Here is a 20,164-nt window from a genome sequence, read left to right as displayed (position 1 = left end):
CCGCATCACGTCCTACCAAAACCGCTGCCCACGTTTGGGCGACATGCGTCAGGCGATTTCGCGTTCCAGCACCTTGCGGAGCTTGCCGAAGGCAAGCCGGATACGCGACTTCACCGTGCCGAGCGGCAGTCCGGTCGCTTCGGCGATCTCCGAATGCGATTGACCGAGGAAGAAGGCGGCTCGCAGCATGTCGCGCTGTTCCTCCGGCAATTGGCCGACGGCGGCGCGTATCTTGGCGTCGCGATCGTCATTGGCGATGATTTCTTCCGCGCCGATATCGGCCGGCGGCTGCAGGGCCGGATCGGTCTCATCGAAGATGCGGGTGTTGGCGCGCCGCTGCATGTCGATGCGGCGGTTACGGGCAATACGGAAAAGCCAGGTCGAGAGGGAAGATCGCGTGGCATCGTAGAGCTCTGCCTTGTGCCAGAGCACGATCATGATCTCCTGGACCAGTTCCTCGGCCTCGCCTGATGTCATCCTCTGGCGCATCAGCCAGGCCTTCAGGCGGGGTGCGAAATAGTCGAACAGGATGGAAAAGGCCTGCTGGTCGCGATCGTTCGCGACGGCCTTCGCGAGGGCAGCGAAACGCTGTCTTTCCTCGGCATCCATATCCCCTCACCAGCCCCCTACGGCAATAATTTCGTCTCGGATTTCCAAGTCTTACTGAGGTACAACGGATTTGGGAAAGGTCAAACTCTTGCCTGAATCTTTGTGTCTTAAATTCAGCCGAACGGACGGCCAGTGCCATTGGGGCACGGTGTCGCGGTCGATACCGTCAAAGGGGCGAAAATTGACACTCGAGCTGAAATGACACAGGCACATACAAATCGCAGCTATCGTTGACCATTTGGTAACCTGAATTAAGTCAAAATAAAGCAGATCGTGATTATGCGGCGCCCGCTATGATCGCTTCGGGCCTTGAATCGCAAGAACCGGCAGGAATCCATGTTTGTAAAAAGTATCGTATCCGCTCTCGCACTCACCCTTGTTATGGCCGGAGTTGCGACAGCGCAGCAGGCCGCGCCGAACCGCATCCAGCAGTTCCAGGCATGGGGCGCTTACTCCTACAAGTCGGGCAGCAGCACCGTCTGCTACGTGCTGTCCGTTCCGACGGCAAAGCAGCCGGCAAGCGTCGACCACGGCGACAATTTCTTCATCGTCTCCCAACGTCCGGGCCAGAACATCTCCTACGAGCCGCAGGCGATGATGGGCTACACGGTCAAGGAAAATTCGAAGATCAACGTCGTCATCGACAACAAGACCTTCGTAATGTTCACCAAGGACAAGGCCGGCTGGGTCGAGAACGCGGCGCAGGAGCCGGCCCTCGTCGCCGCGATGAAGACCGGTCATTCGATGACGGTCAATGCCGTTTCGCGCAAGGGCACCGGCACCTCCTACAGCTATTCGCTCTCGGGTATCTCGGCTGCGCTGAAGCAGATCGAAACCTGCAAGTAAGCTTTTTTGTTGTCAGAGCTTCGAGGGCCGGCCTTGCGCCGGCTCTTGTCGTTTCCATCTATAGTGACGCGCGGGCAAAATGATGCTAAAGGCCGCGCAACAGCGGACAGATCGCGATATCAGTCGCCGTTCCGCCATTCAATTTCTGCCAATGTGCCGTCATGCACCCGCCAGTCTTCCGGCTTAGCCCTGAAGTTCGCAGGGTTTGCGGGGCGGTTACGTGTTCGAATTCGGGATGAAAGACTATGTCCGTCATGGATGCGATTGATGTCATCACGCCTCAGGCGCCTCGTGCCGCTTCCGGCTTCGAGAAGCCGTCCCTGATCGGGCTGTCACGCGAGGAGATGGGGGCGGCACTCCGGGAAAAGGGTGTGGCCGAGAAGCAGATCAAGATGCGCGTCTCGCAGCTCTGGAACTGGATCTATGTGCGCGGGGTCTCTGACTTCGACCATATGACGAATGTCGCCAAGGACATGCGGGAGATGCTGAAGCAGCATTTCACCATCGAACGTCCCGAGATCGTCGAGGAGCAGGTCTCCAACGACGGCACGCGCAAATGGCTGCTGCGCTTTCCCGCCCGCGGCGCCGGGCGTCCAGTCGAGATCGAGGCCGTCTACATTCCGGAAGAGGGCCGCGGTACGCTCTGTCTTTCCAGCCAGGTCGGCTGCACGCTCACCTGTTCCTTCTGTCATACCGGGACACAGCGTCTGGTGCGCAACCTGACAGCGGAGGAAATTCTTTCGCAGCTGCTGCTTGCCCGCGACCGGCTTGGGGATTTCCCGGACCGTGAAGCGCCGCAGGGCACGATCATGCCTGCCGAGGGCCGCAAGGTCAGCAACATCGTCATGATGGGCATGGGTGAGCCGCTTTATAACTTCGATGCCGTCAAACAGGCATTGCTGATCGCCACGGATGGTGACGGCCTGTCGCTGTCCAGGCGCCGCGTGACGCTTTCTACTTCTGGCGTTGTGCCGGAGATCTTCCGCACCGGCGAGGAAATCGGCGTCATGCTGGCGATTTCGCTGCATGCGGTGCGCGACGATCTGCGCGACCTTCTGGTGCCGATCAACAAGAAGTATCCGCTGAAGGAGCTGATCGAAGCCTGCCGGACCTATCCTGGCCTTTCGAACGCACGGCGCATCACCTTCGAGTATGTGATGCTGAAGGATGTCAACGACAGCCTGGAAGACGCCAAGGGGCTGATCAAGCTCCTGAAGGGCGTGCCGGCAAAGATCAACCTCATTCCGTTCAATCCGTGGCCCGGCACCAATTACCAGTGTTCGGACTGGGAGCAGATCGAGAAGTTCGCCGATTTCATCAATTCGGCAGGCTATGCCTCGCCGATCCGCACACCCCGCGGTCGCGACATTCTTGCCGCCTGCGGCCAGCTGAAATCGGAGTCGGAACGCATGCGCAAGACCGATCGTTTGGCCTTCGAGGCGATGATGATTGCCAATCACGGCGCCGACGACTGATCAGCAAGTTTGATCCTCGCTACAATTCTCCGCGATTGATTTCAGGGGGCACTTTTCCTAAAAGTGCCCCCAAAATCATTCAGGAGGATCCCCATGCGCCCGATTTTGCTCGCTCTTGCCGCCACTTTGGCCCTTTCCCTGCCCGCAAAGGCCGATGATGTCACCGTCGCCGTGACGGCGATCGTCGAACATCCGGCGCTGGATGCGGCGCGCAAGGGCGTTCTCGATGCGCTGACGGCTGCCGGCTACAAGGAAGGCGAGAACCTGAAATTCGTGTTCGAATCGGCGCAGGGCAATCCGGCGACGGCAGCCCAGATCGCCCGCCAGTTCGCCGGTGACGAGCCCAATGTCATCGTGCCGATCTCGACACCCTCGGCCCAGGCCGTCGTCTCCTCGACGCGCGACATTCCTGTCGTCTTCACGGCCGTGTCCGATCCGCTCGGCGCCCAGCTCGTCAAGAACATGGACAAGCCCGGCGGCAATGTCACCGGCCTCTCCGATATGTCGCCGGTCGCCGAGCACCTCGCGCTGATCAAGGAAATCCTGCCCGATGTGAAAACCATCGGCTATCTCTACAATTCCGGCGAGGCGAATTCCGTTTCGCTGCTCGCCGTGTTGAAAGCTGAAGCCGAAAAGGCTGGCCTGAAGGTAGTCGAATCGGCTGCCACCAAATCGGCCGAGGTCCAGGGTGCGACACGCGCGCTCGTCGGCCGCGCCGATGTGATCTACATTCCGACCGACAACACGATCATCTCCGCGCTCGAAGGCGCTGTCGCGGTGGCCGAGGAGAGCAAGCTGCCGCTCTTTACCGCCGATACGGATTCGGTTTCGCGTGGCTCGATCGCTGCCCTCGGCTTCAACTATTATGATGTCGGCAAGCAGACCGGCGAGATCGTCGTGCGTGTGCTGAAGGGCGAGAACCCGGGCGACATCGCGGTCAAGACTGCCGCCGGCAGCGACCTCGTCGTCAACAAGGCGGCGGCCGAGAAGATGGGGGTCACGCTGCCGCAGAGCGTGCTTTCCCGCGCTACCAAAGTCATCGAATAAACAAGGCGACTGCCGTCGCTGATCGAGTTTGCAGCCGCTCCCGTTCCACACGGGGGCGGCTGATGGTATTAAAAGCCTGATGTTTCGCGCAAGGCGCGGAGCGGAAACGGACAGAAGAGGGGCGGAAGCCTTGAGCCAAATCGCATTCTGGGGGGGCGTCGAACTCGGACTGGTCTATTCCTTCGTCGCCCTTGGGGTCTATCTCGCCTTCCGTGTTCTGGATTTCCCTGACCTGACGGTCGACGGCTCCTTTCCGCTTGGCGCGGCGGTGACGGCCGTGCTGATCATTGCCGGCGTCAATGCCTGGCTTGCGGCGCTGATCGCCATGGCGGCCGGTGCCGCCGCGGGCATGGTGACGGCGCTGCTCAACGTGCGCTTCAAGATCCTCAATTTGCTCGCCTCGATCCTGACGATGATCGCATTGTTTTCCGTCAATCTGCGCGTGATGGGCAAGCCCAATGTCGCGCTGATCAATGCCGACACGATGATCAGCCCGTTCTTCGGCCATGGCCTTCGCGATTTCTACGTGCGGCCGCTCTTTGTCGGTGTTCTCGTCGTCATCGCGCTCATCCTGGTCTGGCGTTTCCTTGAGAGTGATGCCGGCCTGGCAATGCGGGCGACAGGCGCCAATGCAAGGATGGCGCGGGCCCAGGGTGTCGATACCAGCCGGCAGATCTATCTCGGCATGGCGATCTCCAATGCGCTGGTGGCGCTCGGCGGCGCGCTGTTTGCCCAGACGAACGGCTTTGCCGACGTCACCTCGGGCGTCGGCACGATCGTCGTCGGTCTGGCGGCCGTCATCATCGGCGAGACGCTGCTCGGGCGGCGTGGTCTGCTGATCGCGCTAATCGGCTGCGTGCTCGGCTCGATCCTCTATCGCATCGCGATCCAGCTGGCGCTTTCGAGCGACGTCATCGGCCTGCAGGCGTCCGACCTCAATTTCGTCACCGCCGTGCTGGTGACCGTGGCGCTCATCCTTCCCCGTTTGCGTGGAGGTGCCGCGTCGTGATCAACCTCAAGAACATCAAGGTCGTTTTCGGGCGCGGCACGCCGCTGCAGAAGCAGGCGCTCTCGGGTGTCAGCCTGACGATCGAGGAAGGCTCCTTCGTCACTGTCATCGGCTCGAACGGCGCCGGCAAATCGACGCTGCTCGGTGTGCTCGCCGGCGATGTGCTGGCAAGCGAAGGGCAGGTGCTGATCGGCAATGCCGACGTCACCCGCAAGACGACGGCGGCCCGCGCTGGGCTGGTCGCGCGTGTCTTCCAGGACCCGCTGACGGGAAGCTGCGGTGCGCTGTCGATCGAGGAGAATCTCGCGCTTGCCGCGCGCCGCGGCGAGCGGCGCGGGCTCGTCTCGGCGCTTGGCGCAAAACGGCGCGATCATTTTCGCGAAAGGATCGCCGAGCTCAATCTCGGGCTGGAGAACCGAATGAAGGACCGCATGGACCTGCTTTCCGGCGGCCAGCGGCAGGCGGTCTCGCTCGTCATGGCGACGCTGGCGGGCTCGGAGGTGCTGCTGCTCGACGAACATACGGCGGCGCTTGACCCCGGCATGGCGGAATTCATCATGGGCCTGACCCAGAAGATCGTTTCCGAGCGCAAGCTGACGACGCTGATGGTGACGCATTCGATGCGCCAGGCGCTCGATTATGGCCACCGCACCGTGATGCTGCATGGCGGCGAGATCGTGCTCGATGTCGCCGGCGACAGCCGCAAGACATTGCAGGTCGAGGATCTGATCGCGATGTTCCGCAAGATGCGCGGCCAGACGTTGGATGATGACGCGTTGCTGATCGGCTAGGCCGACAGCGGGCTGATCGGTTAGCGGGCAGCTGATCGTTTCACGACTCCTCAGAGGCCAGGGGGACCGTCATCAAGAGCAGACTTCCACCAGCACGCGATGGCCGTACTGGTTGAGCCATTCCGGCTGGCATTGTTCGGGGTCATAGTCGTCATCGCCGAAGAACAGTCGATTTCTATCATGGAAGGCGAAACGGCCGTCGCGGTGTCCGCCAAAATGGCCGGCTCCGCCGAAATGATGCGCTCCGAAGCCGCGATCGGCGAAAGTGCCTCCGCCCATATGCGCACCACCGCCGAAGTGGCCGCCGTCCCGCGAGAAGCCGCCACCGCCATGGCCTCCGCCGCCGTGAGCTAAGGCAGGTGTTGTCGCTGTAAGGGACGTGGCTGCAAGCGTCAGCGCAACAACTCCTGCTGTTATGATATTGCGGAACGTAATCATGGACTTATCCTTTCAAGGCAGCTCTTCGTGAGCCGTAAAGGATATGTGGGCAGCGAAGGTGGCGTGGCCTAGCCACAATTGCCGACTTACGATCATATGTTGATCACAAGTAATCGCGCGAAAGGCATGGAATAATTTTGGAAGACGGCGAAATTCGCGGTGACTGCCTGCTCCGGCATGGCGTCTCGCGAATATTGGTGTAGCTGGCGGCGGATCGTTTCACGACCGCGGGCGGATCGATCAACCGACCGCGGGCGGATTGCTGCGCAACCGCGGGATTGCTGCGCAACCGCGGCTATCTCGCCTGGGTGAGCAGGATCTTTGCGGCGAAAACCGAGAAGACGCCGGCGAAGGTGTAGTCCATGCCGCGGAGCACTTTCTTGTTGTTCTGCAGCCATGAGGCCAGCCAGTCGGCGGCAAAGACGACGCTGGCGTTGACCGGCATGCCGATCAGGATGAAGCAGAAGCCGAGAAAGAGCAGCTTTTGGGTGACGGCCGGATCGCCGGCGCTGACGAATTGCGGCAGGAAGGTCATGAAGAAGATGATGACCTTGGGGTTCAGAAGATTGACCCAGAAGCCCGAGGAGATGTTGGAAAGTGGCGTGCCCTTCTGCTCCTCGACCTTGGCGACGGTGAGCTTCGAGCCGAAGCGGATAGCCTGCACCGCCAGCCAGAGCAGATAGGCGGCACCGCCGGTCTTCAGGATCAGGAAGGCGGTCGGCGAGGCGGTGATCAGCGCCGAAATACCAAAAGCGACCAGCATGGTGTGGACGACGATGCCGAGGCTGGTGCCGACGACAACGAAGAGCGCCGCCTTCTTGCCCTGGGCCAGCGCGCGGCTGATCGACAGCGTCATATCGGGGCCTGGGGTTGCCGCAAGCAGCAGCGTCGCGGCGGCGAAGGCGAGAAGGGTCGGCAGGCTGGGCAGGAAATCCATGACACGCTCCGAAAGCCGGAAAGATCCGACGATCTCTTACCCGGCTTTCGGAAAATTACCAATCAAACCTTCTGATGGCGCCGATTACTTCTGTTCGAGGAAGGCCTTGAACTTGTCGGCATAATCCTTGTGCCAGCGTGACAGCGGCGGCCGGTTCTCGACGATATCGCCGGCTGCCCAGAGCATGCGGCGCTCGTCGACCGGACGCGCGACGTCATTGTCGGGGCAGAGAATATAGAAATCGCCGCGTTCGAGGCTCTCGACCATGAAATCGACCGTCTGCTCGGCGGTCCAGGCAGCGGCCGGTTTTTCGGCGCGGTCGCCCTTGGTGAGGCCGGTGAAGACGAAGCCTGGGATCAGAAGATGGGCGGAGATCTTTCCGCCTTCGGTATTGCGAAGCTCGTGCTGCAGCGCTTCGGTAAAGACTTTCACGCCTGATTTGGAGATGTTGTAGGCGGGGTTGCCGGGCGGCGTGGTGATGCCCTGCTTGGAGCCGGTGTTGATGATCAGGCCCGGCTCGCCGTGCGACAGCATCTTCGGGCCGAAGGTGCGCGTGCCGTTGATCACCCCCATCAGGTTGACGGCAAAGATATTGTCCCAGTTCGCCTGCGGGCTGAAGATCGAGGTTTCCGGGCCGATGCCGGCATTGTTCATCAGTACGTGCACACGGCCGAAACGCTGGAGCACGGCGCGCTCGAGCGATTCCAGCGAGTCTCTGCTGGCGACGTCGGTCTCGACCGCCATCACATTCTCCTCGCCGGCAATGGCCTTGAGTTCATTGGCCGCGTCGGCCAGCCGATCGCCGCCGAGATCGGCAATGGCGACGCTCATGCCGCATCCGGCGAAATATTTCGCCGCGGCAAGACCGATGCCGGAGGCGCCGCCGGTGATGACGGCAACATTGGACTTCTTGAAAATGTCTTGAATATTCGTCACGGGGGCAACCTCTCCTCGAGCATTTGCGGACGCTGGCGAATATGGGCTCCGCTTTGGCGCTGTCAAACGGTATCGGCACCATCCCGTCGCACTTGGTCTTGCGTCACGCGCCAATCTCGCTAAAAGTGCCGCGACACCGGGTTTTCGCCGGCCTTTTATGCAACGGACCTCATCATCATGGCATCATACAAAGACGTGAAGAAAGTCGTTCTCGCCTATTCCGGCGGCCTCGACACCTCGATCATCCTGAAGTGGCTGCAGACGGAACTCGGCGCCGAAGTCGTCACCTTCACCGCCGATCTCGGCCAGGGCGAAGAGCTGGAGCCGGCGCGCAAGAAGGCCGAGATGCTCGGCATCAAGGAGATCTACATCGAGGATGTGCGCGAGGAATTCGTGCGCGATTTCGTCTTCCCGATGTTCCGTGCCAATGCCGTCTATGAGGGCGTCTACCTGCTCGGCACGTCGATCGCCCGTCCGTTGATTTCCAAGCATCTGATCGATATCGCCAAGAAGACCGGCGCCGATGCGATCGCCCACGGCGCGACCGGCAAGGGCAACGACCAGGTCCGTTTCGAACTGTCCGCCTATGCCCTGAACCCCGACATCAAGATCATCGCGCCTTGGCGCGACTGGGCGTTCAAGAGCCGCACCGACCTGCTGGCCTTTGCCGAACAGCATCAGATCCCGGTTGCCAAGGACAAGATGGGCGAGGCGCCGTTCTCCGTCGACGCCAACCTTCTGCATTCCTCTTCCGAAGGCAAGGTTCTCGAGGACCCCTCCAAGGAGGCGCCCGAATATGTGCATATGCGCACCATTTCGCCTGAGGCTGCACCCGACAAGGCAACGACCATCAAGGTCGGCTTCGAAAAGGGTGATGCGGTTTCGATCAACGGCGTGCGCATGAGCCCAGCGACGCTCTTGGCTGCGCTCAACAATTATGGCCGCGACAACGGTATCGGCCGTCTCGACCTGGTCGAGAACCGCTTCGTCGGCATGAAGTCGCGCGGCGTCTACGAGACCCCCGGCGGCACGATCCTGCTTACGGCGCATCGCGCCATCGAATCGATCACGCTCGACCGAGGTGCTGCCCATCTCAAGGACGACATCATGCCGCGTTATGCCGAGCTGATCTATTACGGCTTCTGGTTCTCGCCGGAGCGCGAGATGCTGCAGGCGCTGATCGACAAGAGCCAGGAGCATGTCGAAGGCGAAGTGACGCTGAAGCTCTACAAGGGCAATGTCATGGTCATCGGCCGCGAAAGCGACAAGTCGCTCTATTCCGACAAGCTCGTCACTTTCGAAGATGACCAGGGCGCCTACGACCAGAAGGATGCGGCCGGCTTCATCAAGCTCAACGCGCTGCGCCTGCGCACGCTCGCCAAGCGCAATCTCGTGAAGTAATCACGGGTTCCCTTCGAACCGAATATCAGCCCGCCGGCATTGCCGCGCGGGCTTTTTCGCGGAATGAGGTAGCAAACCAGCAACTCTTAGAGCGTCTGGATGACCGGATTTGCGCAAGGAGCAGTAGTTGGCCCAGGGTGAAGGAATGACCGTTACGGGGCCGACTGCCGACCGTCCGCTGTTAGCATACCCGACGAGAAAACGGACATTCGGGCACTCCGCGCCAAGGTCTGGGAATGGCCCAAAGCCGTCGCTAATCATTGCTCTGCAGGCAATAATTTTGGATGTAAGCCTGTCGGTTGAGCGCCTGCTGTGTTCACTGAGCCTCCAGCATTTCAGCAGCCTTTGTGTATCCGCCGCCCATTCCGTCGAGGAAATGAAGATGAGAGCCCTTGTTGCCGGAAGGTACCAGGCAAGTCATGAGCGCGTGGGACTGCCGGTGTAGCCCAAACCTGATGTCACCACGATTTCTGGCGCGGACAAGCAGAGCTTCGACCACTCCGATCTGTTCGGCCGTGCAATCCAGCGTCAAACGTAGAACGTCGTCGTATCTGCGATAGTCCGAATTCGCGACGACATCGGCCCATGCTGCGCCGCTGAGATAGTCTTCGACGTCCTGCGTGATGACGATGTCGTTAGGTACCGGGTGGGAATGTCGCTCTCCTGTGTCGAAAACCGCCACGATTTGCTTGGCAAGCTTCGCGAACATCGTGGACCTCGAATGGTCGCAGGGTTCCACGAGGAGGGAAAGTATTTCGCCGCTCCGGCTGGGGATCGGTGCCCATTCGCAAGTCAGGCCGCTCAGGTTCGCGGAGGTGTCCGTGACGTTGTCGGCGATCCCATACTTTCCGGATTTGATCTGCCGATCAGCCCAGTTAAGTCCGCCGCCAGCAAACATCGAATAGATAGCAGTTTCGGATGCTGAGAATCGAGCAGTACGGACATCTTTACCCCCTGCACGGATTTCTCTCACCGAGACCAGGCCAGCCCGGAGATCAAGCTGGAAGACGTCGCGGACGTGTCCAACGGTCTGCCGGAGCGCCGCCGTCGCTGTTTCCAGTCTGTCGGGATGGAAGGCGAACGCGGCACCGTCGCCTCGAAACACGAATGGGAAATCGAAGCTGTTCCAGGCGTTCCCCAATGCCGCGATGGCCGATGCGCCCGCGTAATTGACGTCCTTGTAGCGTCCCGCATTCACCGCAGAAGTGGAGTTCACGACATCCGTAATCCCGACAAGCCATTCGTCAGGCAATGGCTGGTAGATCGTCGTGTCAAGCAACTCGGCAAAATCATGATGGGCGTGACGTTTAGTGCTGAATCTGAACATTGCATTTCCTCCAGACATTTCGACGTCGCTGTTTGTGCGGATGGCTTGACAGCTCGATGATTGTTGGGTCTGCCCGTTAAACCGGACAGACCCAAAAGGTCGCGCTTAGATGAGATTGGTGACGACGTCGATATTGCCGTGCGTTGCCTTCGAATAGGGGCAAATGCCGTGGGCGGCATCGAGCAGCTCGCGAGCAATCACCGGGTCGATGCCGGGGACGCTGACATTGAGGCGGGCACTGAGGAAGAAGTTGCCATCGTCATTGTTCAGATCGATTTCAGCGTCGACTGATATCCCGGCAGGGAGCTTGATCTGTTTTCTGGAGGCCACCAGTTCGATGGCTCCCATGTAGCAGGCGGACCAGGCGGCTCCGAACAGGTTTTCGGCGGCAGGATGCGGCTGCTTCATCTTGATGTCCAGAAAGCCATCGGCGCTGCGAGCATCGCCATCGCGGCCATTGGTGTTGTGTGTCTTACCAGTGAAGAGAACCTTGGAGGTCATGGCGAAATTCCTTTTGGTAGCTGTTGATGATTGAGCGTCTGCACCGCTGTGCTGACCAAAGACCTACCTCGCCGAGTCCGGGATCGCACGTTATGCGTTGCTAGCTGTTAATAGCTGCGATTAACGGCACACGAGCACCGCATAAGCGAAGCCCGTCCACACGGGGGGCTCGCAGGCCAACGGATGCTGCTTCCGATAAGCATCGGGCCGTTATCAAGATCTCACAACACCTAACGTGTGAACTCCACGTCCCCAGCGTACCCCTTGAAGCAGCACAGTCGTGCAGACGATCAACCTGTTTCCAAGGAGAATGATCATGACCGCTATCAAGACTGACGTTATCGACGAGGATCGCCGTCGCCTTCTGGCTGCTGCAGCGTCCGGCATTGCTGCCCTGGGCATCGCAAGTTTGCTTCCCGCGGGTTCGACTGCCGCAACGGAATCCGATGCCATCCGCCCGTTCCGGGTGAACGTTCCAGAGGCTGATCTCGCCGACCTTCGCTATCGCCTTGCTCACACCCGCCTCCCCGAAAAGGAGACAGTCAAGCGATTTCTCCCAGGGTGTACCGCTCAAAACCACCAAGCAGTTGCTCGATCACTGGCAGAACAAATACGACTGGCGCAAGGTCGAAGCCCGGATCAATGCCGTGCCGAATTTCATCACCGAGATCGATGGGCTGGACATCCATTTCATCCATGTTCGTTCCAAGCACGAGAACGCGCTTCCTCTGATCGTGACCCACGGATGGCCGGGCTCGATCATTGAGCAATTGAAGATCATCGGGCCGCTCACCGACCCGACAGCCTACGGTGGCAGTGCCTCGGATGCATTTCACATCGTCATCCCGTCGATGCCAGGATATGGCTTTTCCGGAAAGCCTGATGCGACCGGCTGGGGACCAGAACGGATAGCGACGGCATGGATCACTCTGATGCGGCGTCTGGGCTACAAGCAATTCGTTGCGCAAGGCGGCGATTGGGGCGCAGTCGTGACCGATATGATCGGTGTGCAGGCTCCTCCGGAATTGCTCGGCATCCATACCAACATGCCAGGAGCGATCCCCAACGACATCAACAACGCATCCTTTGTCGGAGCCCCTGCTCCAGCAGGGCTGTCGGACGAAGAAAAAGCCTCCTACCACCAGCTCGTCTCCTTCTACAAGAATGTCTACTACGCATTTCTGATGGGCACGCGTCCCCAGACCCTCACGGGCTTGTCGGACTCACCCATCGCACTCGCGACCTATATGCTCGATCATGACAGGGCGAGCCTGGCGATGATCGCACGATCATTCGACGGCCAGGATGAGGGTGTGAGCCCTGACGATGTCCTCGACAACGTGACGCTGTTTTGGCTGACAAATACCGGCGTATCCGCCGCGCGGCTCTATTGGGAGAACAAGCTCGTATTCTTCGCTCCGAAGGGCGTCAAGGTGCCGGTCGCAGTCAGCGTCTTCCCAGACGAACTCTACCAGACGCCCCGCGCCTGGGCCGAGAAGGCTTATCCAAACCTGGTTCACTACAACAAGCTTCCGAAGGGTGGACACTTTGCAGCATGGGAGCAGCCGAAGCTCTTCACAGACGAGGTCCGTGTCGGCTTTCGCAGCCTGCGGAAGTCCGGCTGATCTTATCAGGCGAGCGCCCCAACCGGCGCTCGCCGCTCAAGGGATATGTCCATGAACAACACCATGCATCTGATCTACACGGCAATCACCGAAACGACAGGCGGGCGTCAGAACGGGATCGCCCGCAGCACCGACGGCGTGCTCGACATCAGGCTTTCAGAACCCGGTTCGGCCCGAATCGGCACCAATCCCGAACAGCTCATGGCTGCCGCCTGGTCGGCGAGCTTCGCAAGCTCCATGGCGAAGGTCGCCAGAGAGACCGGAGTGAACCTTCCCGCCAACGTCAAAATTCATGCCGAAGTCGATCTGTCATCGGACGACGATCAATCAATCCTCGGCGTTCGGCTCGCCATTCAACTTCCCGGTTTGGAAAGAGACGTCGCTTCCTCTTTGATCGAAGAGTCGCGGCGGATATGTCCTTTTTCCAGGGCTACACGGGGCAATGTCGAGGTCGTATTCAGGATCGGGTGAGAGCGCGCTGCGGCAGTATTCGTCCTCAATAGCCTCAGCAGTGCGATTGGAGTATAAGGAGCCAGTGGGGACGGCTGGGGCAAAGCCATGAACATAGGCGGCGACGTTAAAGCGGAGGAGTTATCCTTCGGTCCGTTCCGTTTGAGTGTCGGCCAACGGCTTCTCGCGAAGGACGGGGTTCCGATAAACCTCGGGGCGCGTGCACTGGACTTGCTGGTCGCTCTCACCCTCGCTCCCAATGTCATCGTCAGCAAGCAAGACCTGATATCCCGCGTCTGGCCTGATGTCATCGTCGATGAAGGCAGCCTGCGTTTCCACATGACAGGCCTGAGGAAGGCGCTGGGCGACGGTCACGATGGAGCACGGTACATCACCACTATTGCCGGACGGGGCTATTGTTTCGTCGCGCCAATCTCACGATCCGGTCTCCTTCGACAAGTCTCCGCCGAACTCGATTTCCGTTACGCTATTCTGCCGGGCCGACCGGATCGCATGGTCGGCCGAGAGCAGGATGTTCTCGCGCTGACCGAAAAGCTGATGGCCTCGCGAATGGTCACCATTGTCGGCGTCGGCGGTGTCGGAAAGACGACCGTCGCCACGGCAGTTGCGCATCACCTCGCTCCCACATTCAAGGGAGCAGTCCTGTTTGCCGATTATGGCATGTTGAGCGATCCGGCTCTAGTCGCGGCCGGGATCGCGTCGATGCTTGGTTTGTCCGTCAGCTCCAGCGATGTACGTCCCAGTTTGATTGCCTACCTCCGCGACAAGCAAATCATGCTGATACTCGATACCTGCGAGCATCTGATTGATGCCATTGCCGATCTCGTGGCCGCCATTGTCGAAGCCGCCCCTCAGGTCTTTCTGCTGGCAACAAGTCGCGAGGCGTTAAGGATCGAGGCCGAAAGCGTCTACCGGCTAGATACCCTCGCTTTCCCCCCGGATGACCTGGAACTTACGACCGACACGATACTTGCCTTTCCAGCGACTCGGCTGTTCGTCGAACGGGCTGCGGCGAGCGGTGCCAATCTCAATCTCAGCGACCAGGATGCCCGCGTCGTCGCGAGTATTTGCCGAAAACTCGATGGTATGGCGCTTGCGTTAGAACTCGCCGCCAGACGCGTCGAGAGCTATGGCCTCCTTCAGACCGCCAAGCTGCTCGATCAGCATCTGACATTGGGATGGGCGGGATCGCGAAACGCACCGCCGCGACAAAGGACCCTACAGGCGACGCTCGACTGGAGCTTTGGACTTCTAACAGACCTGGAGCGCATGGTGCTCCGGCGGCTTGCCGTTTTTGTCGGCGACTTCACCCTCGACGCCGCGCTGGAGGTCATTTCCACAGCGGACATGGCGCCCTCGGCCATATTCGAGGCACTGGACAATCTGGTCGCCAAGTCTCTGCTCGCAACGCGGCCGGCAGGGGCGACGATGCGCTACCGCTTGCTGGATACGACACGTGCCTACGCGCTCCATGCGCAGACGGACGAGGACCGCGCCGGATTGAATGCGCGTCACGCGACCTATTGTCAGCGTTGGCTGGAGCAATTCGGACCGGATTGGCCGACGCTTTCTACGGGGCCTGAGCGATTACCGTATTTCGTGAGCATCAACAACGTGCGGGCGGCACTGGAATGGGCGTTCGGGGAGCATGGCGATATCGACGTCGGCATCAGGCTTGCGGCTGCTGCTGTACCTGTGTTCCAGGTGATGTCACTTTTCCCGGAGTGCCAGCGATGGTCGAAACGGGCGGTTCTTGCACTGGATGAGGCGTTCAGGGGAGGCGTCGAGGAAATGCACCTACAAGCCGGTCTGGGAATTTCCCGGATGTATCTGCAGGGAGGCCGCGAGACACCGCAGATCGCTCTTGGTCGCGCCCTCCATATTGCCGAGGACCGGGGGAACACGCTCGACCAGTTGCGCATACTAGGTCCGTTGCACATGTTCAGCCTTCGGATAGGAGATTTTAACGCCGCTCTTGATTATGCCCGGCGGTGTTCGGCAATCGCCGCCACTCTTGATGACGCCGCCACTGTCGAACTGGCGCACTTCTTCCTCGGCAATTCGCTGCACTTTACCGGTGATCTTCGCCACGCCCGCACCGAACTCGAAGCGGCTACAAGAAGCGAACATCAGCCACAACGAACACCTGCAAGCTACGTCGGCTTCGAGGGAAAGCATCTCGCTGGCGGAATTCTTGCACGGAACCTTTGGCTACAAGGCTACCCGGAGCAGGCCGACGTCCAAGCGCGACAGGCGATCAGCGATGCCGCTAAGTTGGATCACTCGCTGACACTCTGCATCGCACTGCTTGGAGGCATTGCAGTCTTCCTATGGCGGGGCGACGTGCCGAGTGCCGAGGAACACATTGAATGGCTGGTCTCCCGTGCGGGGCTACACAACCTGTCTCCCTACGTGTCGGTGGCTCGGGGTTTCGAAGGCGAACTGGCCATCCGTCGGGGACAGGTGAAGCTGGGGATCGAGACACTCAGACGATGCATCGAGAAGCTTCATGCATCCACCTACGAGGTGTTCACGACGATGCTGGAGCTGTCCCTTGCAAAAGGACTGGCACTGATCGGAGAGCGCGAGGAAGGGATGGCCCGGATCAACAAGACCATCGAACTTGTCGAGAGGAACGGCGACCTTTGCTATATGCCGGAGCTGCTGCGCGTGAAGGCAGGTTTGCTGTCGATCAATTCCGCAACCGACGCCGAGGCTTGCTTGGTCTCGTCTTTGGAAAGAAGTGCCAGCATGGGTGCACATGCCTGGGAGCTGCGGGCGGCAACCGATCTGGCCGCACTGATGGCCAGCGACGGTAGGTTACGCGAGGCTCGGGTACTGCTGACGCCAGTGTGTGAGAGATTTGAAGAGGGTATGGACACGACAGACGTGATGGCCGCAGACACACTACTACAAAACCTGTCATAACCTCGCGAGTAACTGAAGTGGCTGCTTTTGGTGCACAGGGGGACGGAGACCGTGCCCAAGACGATGTCCGCTTTCAGGAAGCTGCGAAGCCGCCCTCTATGGTCGACATGGGCGCGCAAAGCGGCCTTATCCTTCTAAAGCGAAAAAGTTCGCTTAGGGCCGAAATCCGCTCCGCTTTTCGTGCTAATGCAACCACCCTTGACGAATGCCTGCGATTGCCTAGTCTGCAACATCATCCTCCGGAGCATTTCCATGACGCAGTCTTTGCTCTTCGGCGCCTTTCTGGCGGCGCTCTTTTACGTGCTCATTCCGGGACCCGCCTTTCTGCAGCTGCTCGGCATCGGCGCCGGGCAGGGGCGCAAGGCCGGCGCCTTCTTCATGATGGGGCATCTGGTCGGGGATCTCATCTGGTCGTCGCTGGCGCTGATCGCGATCGTCGGCGCAAAGACGATAGGAACCTTGGTCTTCGACCTGCTCGGCCTTGCCTGCGGCTTCTACCTCGCCTGGATCGGCTGGAGCGCCGTCAATGCCAAGCCGAAAGCGGAGGGGCAGGCGCTTGTTGTGGTCGAGCGGCCGTTTCGCCGCGGTCTTATCTTCGGCGTTACCAATCCGAAGGGTTATCCGGTGGCGCTTGCCACCTTCACCGCACTCGTTGCAGGCTCGGCCGGTGCGCTCGATTTCGAGGCGTTGCCGGTGCTGCTTGTCGTGTCGTTCGTCGGTTTCGTGACGGCCGACATCATCCTGATCGGCATCATCGGCGCCGGTACGGTGCGGCGCTTCTATCGTGCCCATGAGCGGCTGATCGTGCGCTGCTCCGGCGTGCTTTTCATGGGATTTGCCGCTCAGGCGCTCTGGCACGCAACGCCCGGCCTGCTCGGCTGGCGCAAGGCCTGACCTAGATTTTCGGCATCATGCCCCGATCAGCCATCCAGGAAATTGACGATCGATTTCAGCGTCTGGACCTCGTCGGCATCGCCGATCGACATGGCGACCTGCAGCTGGTTCTTGTAATAATCGAGGAAATTGAAGCTGGTGCCGTCGGTCACGCTGGAGAGATCGACGATGTTGCCGAGCGGATCGATAGCATGCATCGGCAGCGGTTCGGAGATCGCGGCGTAAGTGTTCTGATCGATCAGGCCGCTGTCGAAACTCTGGCGTGCGTAATTGCGTAGTTCTCCAGGGCTGACCGCGGTGAAATCCGGGCCTTCGCCAACATCGTCTTCGATCTGGAACGAGGCCGGGGCGGGAGCTCTGGTCTCGATTTGAATATCAGAGGTCTTCGAACTTTTTGCGTTATTAGGATTGTTTTTAAAAAGCAAACTCTGAGAAGACCGCACAGAAAAAATTTCCATGGCGCATGTCCCCTTACAAGAAGAACATCGGAAAACTAGCGTCTGTGCGTGATTCGCGTCAATCGTTAACGATTGGTTAATTTTCACGTATCAATTGTTGTCCACCGGATTTGGCAGGCGCCCGCCGGATTTGCGAGGCGAGGCAAAAGGTCCTTCCCGGCAACATACCAATTCTACGACGGCTCTCCTATATTGCCGATTCACTTGCATGCCAAAAAGGAATTCCCCGATGTCCTCTTTCCATGATTTCAATCCAGCGCTGGTGACCTGGGACGGTCTTCACGGTCTGCCGCGTTTCGATGCCTTGAACGACGGCGATTTCGCCGCGGCCTTCGAAGCCGCACTTGCCGCGCATGAAAGGGAGATCGACGAGATTGCCGGAAACGGCGATGCGCCGACATTCGACAATACGGTCGTGGCGCTGGAGATTGCCGGAGACGCACTGTCGCGCGTTTCGTCGCTATTCTGGAACAAGGCGGGCGCGCATACCAATGATGTGATCCAGGCGCTGGAGCGGGAGATCTCGCCGAAGATGTCGCGCCACTATTCGAAGATCGGGATGAATGCAGCGCTTTTTGCCCGCATCGACACGCTCTGGGAGAGCCGCGACAGCCTGGGCCTGACGCTCGAACAGACACGGGTGCTGGAACGCCACTGGAAAGGCTTCGTCAAATCGGGCGCCAAGCTTGAGAAGGCCGAGCAGGAAAAACTCGCCACGATCAATGAAAAGCTTGCCGGCCTCGGGACGCAATTCGGCCAGAACGTGCTGGCCGACGAAAAGGCCTGGGCACTTGTGCTTTCCGATGGCGCCGAGCTCGAGGGCCTGCCGGAATTCCTGCGCGACGCGATGGCGGGGGCAGCGCGCGAACGCGGCGAGGAGGGCAAATATGCGGTGACGCTGTCACGCTCGATCATCGAGCCGTTCCTCACCTTTTCGGAGCGCCGTGATCTACGCGAGCAGGCTTTCAAGGCGTGGGTGGCGCGCGGTGAAAATGATGGTGAGACGGACAATCGCGCCGTCATCAGGGAAACGCTGGCGCTGCGCCATCAGGTGGCGACGCTGCTGGGCTACGGCAATTTCGCCGAGCTGAAGCTCGACAATACGATGGCGAAGACGGCGGAGGCCGTAAACGGCTTGTTGCGGGCTGTCTGGGCGCGAGCGGTGAAACGCGCCGGCGAGGAGGAGATCGATATCGCCGCACTGATCGCCGAGGAGGGCCGGAACCACGAGGTCATGCCCTGGGACTGGCGCCACTATGCCGAAAAGATCCGGGCGCGGAAGTTCGATTTCTCCGAAACCGAGCTCAAGCCTTATCTGCAGCTCGAGAAGATTATCGAAGCCTGCTTCGACGTCGCCGGCCGACTGTTCGGCGTCCGGGCCGTCGAGAAGAAGGGCGTCGCCGCCTATCACCCTGACGTTAGGGTGTTCGAAATCAGGGACCGCGAAGACAAGCTCGTCGCCCTCTTCCTCGGCGATTATTTCGCCCGCAGTTCGAAACGATCAGGCGCCTGGATGAGCTCGCTGCAATCGCAGCACAGGCTGGAACTGAAGAACGGCCGCCACGGCGAATTGCCGATCATCTACAATGTCTGCAACTTCGCCAAGCCGGCGGAAGGCAAGCCGGCGCTGCTTTCGCTCGACGATGCCCGCACGCTATTCCACGAATTCGGCCATGCGCTGCACGGCATGCTTTCGAACGTCACCTATCCCTCGGTTGCGGGCACCGGCGTCTCTCGCGATTTCGTCGAACTGCCGTCGCAGCTCTATGAGCACTGGTTGACGGTGCCCGCTATCCTGAAGCGTTACGCCGTGCATGTCGAAACCGGCGAGCCGATGCCGCAGGCCCTGCTCGACAAGGTGCTTGCCGCCCGGACCTTCAATGCCGGCTTCAATACCGTCGAGTTCACCTCGTCGGCGCTGGTCGACATGGCGTTTCACACGAGAACGGCCGTCGAGGACCCGATGGCGGTGCAGGCCGAGGTACTGGCCGAGATCGGCATGCCGAAGTCGATCGTCATGCGCCATGCGACGCCGCACTTCCAGCACATCTTTTCGGGAGGCTATTCGGCCGGCTATTACTCCTACATGTGGTCGGAGGTGCTCGACGCCGACGCCTTTGCCGCCTTCGAGGAGACGGGAGACGCCTTCAACGGCGAGATGGCGCGCAAGCTCAAGGACAATATCTATTCCGTCGGCGGTTCGGTCGATCCGGAAGACGCATACAAGGCCTTCCGCGGCAAGCTGCCGAGCCCGGATGCGATGCTTGTCAAAAAGGGACTTTCGACCTTCGAGGAATTGACAGGCAGCGACGCCTAAGACAATTTGATGACACGCTATGATGCGGCGGGGCGACAGCCTTGCCGCAGCTTTTGCGCGTTCCCCCCTTTCGCAAACGCAAAAAAAACTGTATGGACGCCCCAAACTAATAGGCGCGTCCTCTAGAGCGTGCGCCCCAGCCTCAGAGATTTCA

17 protein-coding genes and 1 pseudogene are annotated in these 20,164 nt (G+C 60.0%); 12 read left to right on the top strand and 6 right to left on the bottom strand.

Annotation, left to right across the window (positions count from 1 at the left end):
* Positions 1-48: 48 nt before the first annotated feature.
* A complete protein-coding gene (locus AC25BC_RS20505; RefSeq protein ID WP_012759346.1) occupies positions 49-609 on the bottom strand; it encodes a sigma-70 family RNA polymerase sigma factor in 561 nt (186 codons plus the stop codon).
* A gap of 336 nt (positions 610-945) precedes the next feature.
* Between AC25BC_RS20505 and AC25BC_RS20500 the strand changes: the two genes are divergently transcribed.
* The 6 genes from AC25BC_RS20500 to AC25BC_RS20475 all read left to right on the top strand — a co-directional run bounded on the left by AC25BC_RS20500 (position 946) and on the right by AC25BC_RS20475 (position 6,131).
* Positions 946-1,455 carry an invasion associated locus B family protein gene (locus AC25BC_RS20500; protein WP_003543638.1) on the top strand — a complete coding sequence of 170 codons (510 nt, stop codon included), beginning with the start codon at positions 946-948 and terminating at the stop codon, positions 1,453-1,455.
* A 245-nt stretch (positions 1,456-1,700) separates the two neighbouring features.
* A complete protein-coding gene (rlmN, locus tag AC25BC_RS20495) occupies positions 1,701-2,930 on the top strand; it encodes a dual-specificity RNA methyltransferase RlmN (protein WP_128406556.1) in 1,230 nt (409 codons plus the stop codon).
* A 93-nt stretch (positions 2,931-3,023) separates the two neighbouring features.
* Positions 3,024-3,977, top strand: a complete 954-nt coding sequence (locus tag AC25BC_RS20490; protein ID WP_018481768.1) for an ABC transporter substrate-binding protein — start codon at positions 3,024-3,026, stop codon at positions 3,975-3,977.
* 130 nt (positions 3,978-4,107) lie between these two features.
* Positions 4,108-4,986: an ABC transporter permease gene (locus AC25BC_RS20485; protein ID WP_487778528.1), complete on the top strand. Its 879-nt coding sequence runs from the start codon at positions 4,108-4,110 to the stop codon at positions 4,984-4,986.
* On the top strand, positions 4,983-5,777 hold the full coding sequence (locus AC25BC_RS20480; protein ID WP_003543634.1) for an ABC transporter ATP-binding protein: 795 nt from the start codon (positions 4,983-4,985) through the stop codon (positions 5,775-5,777). The genes AC25BC_RS20485 and AC25BC_RS20480 overlap by 4 nt, the downstream gene beginning before the upstream one ends.
* Before the next feature lie 99 nt (positions 5,778-5,876).
* Entirely contained in the window at positions 5,877-6,131 is a 255-nt protein-coding gene (locus AC25BC_RS20475) for a hypothetical protein (RefSeq protein WP_164902984.1), read from the top strand.
* Between the two features lie 379 nt (positions 6,132-6,510).
* Here the strand turns inward: AC25BC_RS20475 and AC25BC_RS20470 are convergent, their stop codons facing one another.
* Together AC25BC_RS20470 and AC25BC_RS20465 are read right to left on the bottom strand one after the other, a co-directional pair.
* A complete protein-coding gene (locus AC25BC_RS20470) occupies positions 6,511-7,152 on the bottom strand; it encodes a LysE family translocator (protein ID WP_018243951.1) in 642 nt (213 codons plus the stop codon).
* 84 nt (positions 7,153-7,236) lie between these two features.
* Positions 7,237-8,088, bottom strand: a complete 852-nt coding sequence (locus tag AC25BC_RS20465; RefSeq protein WP_128438321.1) for an SDR family NAD(P)-dependent oxidoreductase — start codon at positions 8,086-8,088, stop codon at positions 7,237-7,239.
* Positions 8,089-8,265: 177 nt separating this feature from the next.
* Between AC25BC_RS20465 and AC25BC_RS20460 the strand changes: the two genes are divergently transcribed.
* Positions 8,266-9,489 (top strand): argininosuccinate synthase, encoded by a 1,224-nt coding sequence (locus tag AC25BC_RS20460; protein ID WP_113546749.1) that lies wholly within the window; start codon positions 8,266-8,268, stop codon positions 9,487-9,489.
* A 316-nt stretch (positions 9,490-9,805) separates the two neighbouring features.
* Here the strand turns inward: AC25BC_RS20460 and AC25BC_RS20455 are convergent, their stop codons facing one another.
* A complete protein-coding gene (locus AC25BC_RS20455; RefSeq protein ID WP_128438320.1) occupies positions 9,806-10,816 on the bottom strand; it encodes a DUF3095 family protein in 1,011 nt (336 codons plus the stop codon).
* Positions 10,817-10,921: 105 nt separating this feature from the next.
* Positions 10,922-11,317 carry an Ohr family peroxiredoxin gene (locus AC25BC_RS20450; RefSeq protein WP_128438319.1) on the bottom strand — a complete coding sequence of 132 codons (396 nt, stop codon included), beginning with the start codon at positions 11,315-11,317 and terminating at the stop codon, positions 10,922-10,924.
* 316 nt (positions 11,318-11,633) lie between these two features.
* Here AC25BC_RS20450 and AC25BC_RS20445 point away from each other — a divergent pair.
* From AC25BC_RS20445 to AC25BC_RS20430, 4 genes and pseudogenes are all read left to right on the top strand, one after another.
* Positions 11,634-12,942: pseudogene (locus tag AC25BC_RS20445) on the top strand (epoxide hydrolase family protein).
* 51 nt (positions 12,943-12,993) lie between these two features.
* Entirely contained in the window at positions 12,994-13,413 is a 420-nt protein-coding gene (locus AC25BC_RS20440) for an Ohr family peroxiredoxin (protein WP_012759336.1), read from the top strand.
* 87 nt (positions 13,414-13,500) lie between these two features.
* Positions 13,501-16,341, top strand: a complete 2,841-nt coding sequence (locus AC25BC_RS20435; RefSeq protein WP_012759335.1) for an ATP-binding protein — start codon at positions 13,501-13,503, stop codon at positions 16,339-16,341.
* Positions 16,342-16,593: 252 nt separating this feature from the next.
* Complete coding sequence (locus AC25BC_RS20430; RefSeq protein WP_003543626.1) at positions 16,594-17,235, top strand: LysE family translocator; 642 nt, start codon at positions 16,594-16,596, stop codon at positions 17,233-17,235.
* Positions 17,236-17,261: 26 nt separating this feature from the next.
* On the opposite strand, the gene AC25BC_RS20425 is transcribed toward AC25BC_RS20430, so the two are convergent.
* Positions 17,262-17,693, bottom strand: coding sequence for a hypothetical protein (locus AC25BC_RS20425; RefSeq protein ID WP_012759333.1), 432 nt, complete (start codon positions 17,691-17,693; stop codon positions 17,262-17,264).
* Positions 17,694-17,922: 229 nt separating this feature from the next.
* On the opposite strand from AC25BC_RS20425, the gene AC25BC_RS20420 reads away from it, so the two are divergent.
* On the top strand, positions 17,923-20,010 hold the full coding sequence (locus AC25BC_RS20420) for a M3 family metallopeptidase (protein ID WP_113546754.1): 2,088 nt from the start codon (positions 17,923-17,925) through the stop codon (positions 20,008-20,010).
* Positions 20,011-20,164 lie beyond the last annotated feature (154 nt).

Source organism: Rhizobium sp. WSM409, from assembly GCF_057653825.1.
The sequence above is the reverse complement of the archived record's forward strand: the minus strand, read 5'-3'. Positions and strand labels throughout refer to the sequence as shown.

Excerpts from the sequence above, each read along its gene's own strand:
- AC25BC_RS20475 (WP_164902984.1), top strand. The coding sequence starts at position 5,877 with ATGGCCGTACTGGTTGAGCCATTCCGGCTGGCATTGTTCGGGGTCATA.
- AC25BC_RS20490 (WP_018481768.1), top strand. The coding sequence starts at position 3,024 with ATGCGCCCGATTTTGCTCGCTCTTGCCGCCACTTTGGCCCTTTCCCTG.
- AC25BC_RS20420 (WP_113546754.1), top strand. The coding sequence starts at position 17,923 with ATGTCCTCTTTCCATGATTTCAATCCAGCGCTGGTGACCTGGGACGGT.
- AC25BC_RS20500 (WP_003543638.1), top strand. The coding sequence starts at position 946 with ATGTTTGTAAAAAGTATCGTATCCGCTCTCGCACTCACCCTTGTTATG.
- AC25BC_RS20430 (WP_003543626.1), top strand. The coding sequence starts at position 16,594 with ATGACGCAGTCTTTGCTCTTCGGCGCCTTTCTGGCGGCGCTCTTTTAC.
- AC25BC_RS20505 (WP_012759346.1), bottom strand. The coding sequence starts at position 609 with ATGGATGCCGAGGAAAGACAGCGTTTCGCTGCCCTCGCGAAGGCCGTC.
- AC25BC_RS20435 (WP_012759335.1), top strand. The coding sequence starts at position 13,501 with ATGAACATAGGCGGCGACGTTAAAGCGGAGGAGTTATCCTTCGGTCCG.
- rlmN (WP_128406556.1), top strand. The coding sequence starts at position 1,701 with ATGTCCGTCATGGATGCGATTGATGTCATCACGCCTCAGGCGCCTCGT.
- AC25BC_RS20470 (WP_018243951.1), bottom strand. The coding sequence starts at position 7,152 with ATGGATTTCCTGCCCAGCCTGCCGACCCTTCTCGCCTTCGCCGCCGCG.
- AC25BC_RS20455 (WP_128438320.1), bottom strand. The coding sequence starts at position 10,816 with ATGTTCAGATTCAGCACTAAACGTCACGCCCATCATGATTTTGCCGAG.
- AC25BC_RS20460 (WP_113546749.1), top strand. The coding sequence starts at position 8,266 with ATGGCATCATACAAAGACGTGAAGAAAGTCGTTCTCGCCTATTCCGGC.
- AC25BC_RS20425 (WP_012759333.1), bottom strand. The coding sequence starts at position 17,693 with ATGGAAATTTTTTCTGTGCGGTCTTCTCAGAGTTTGCTTTTTAAAAAC.
- AC25BC_RS20440 (WP_012759336.1), top strand. The coding sequence starts at position 12,994 with ATGAACAACACCATGCATCTGATCTACACGGCAATCACCGAAACGACA.
- AC25BC_RS20450 (WP_128438319.1), bottom strand. The coding sequence starts at position 11,317 with ATGACCTCCAAGGTTCTCTTCACTGGTAAGACACACAACACCAATGGC.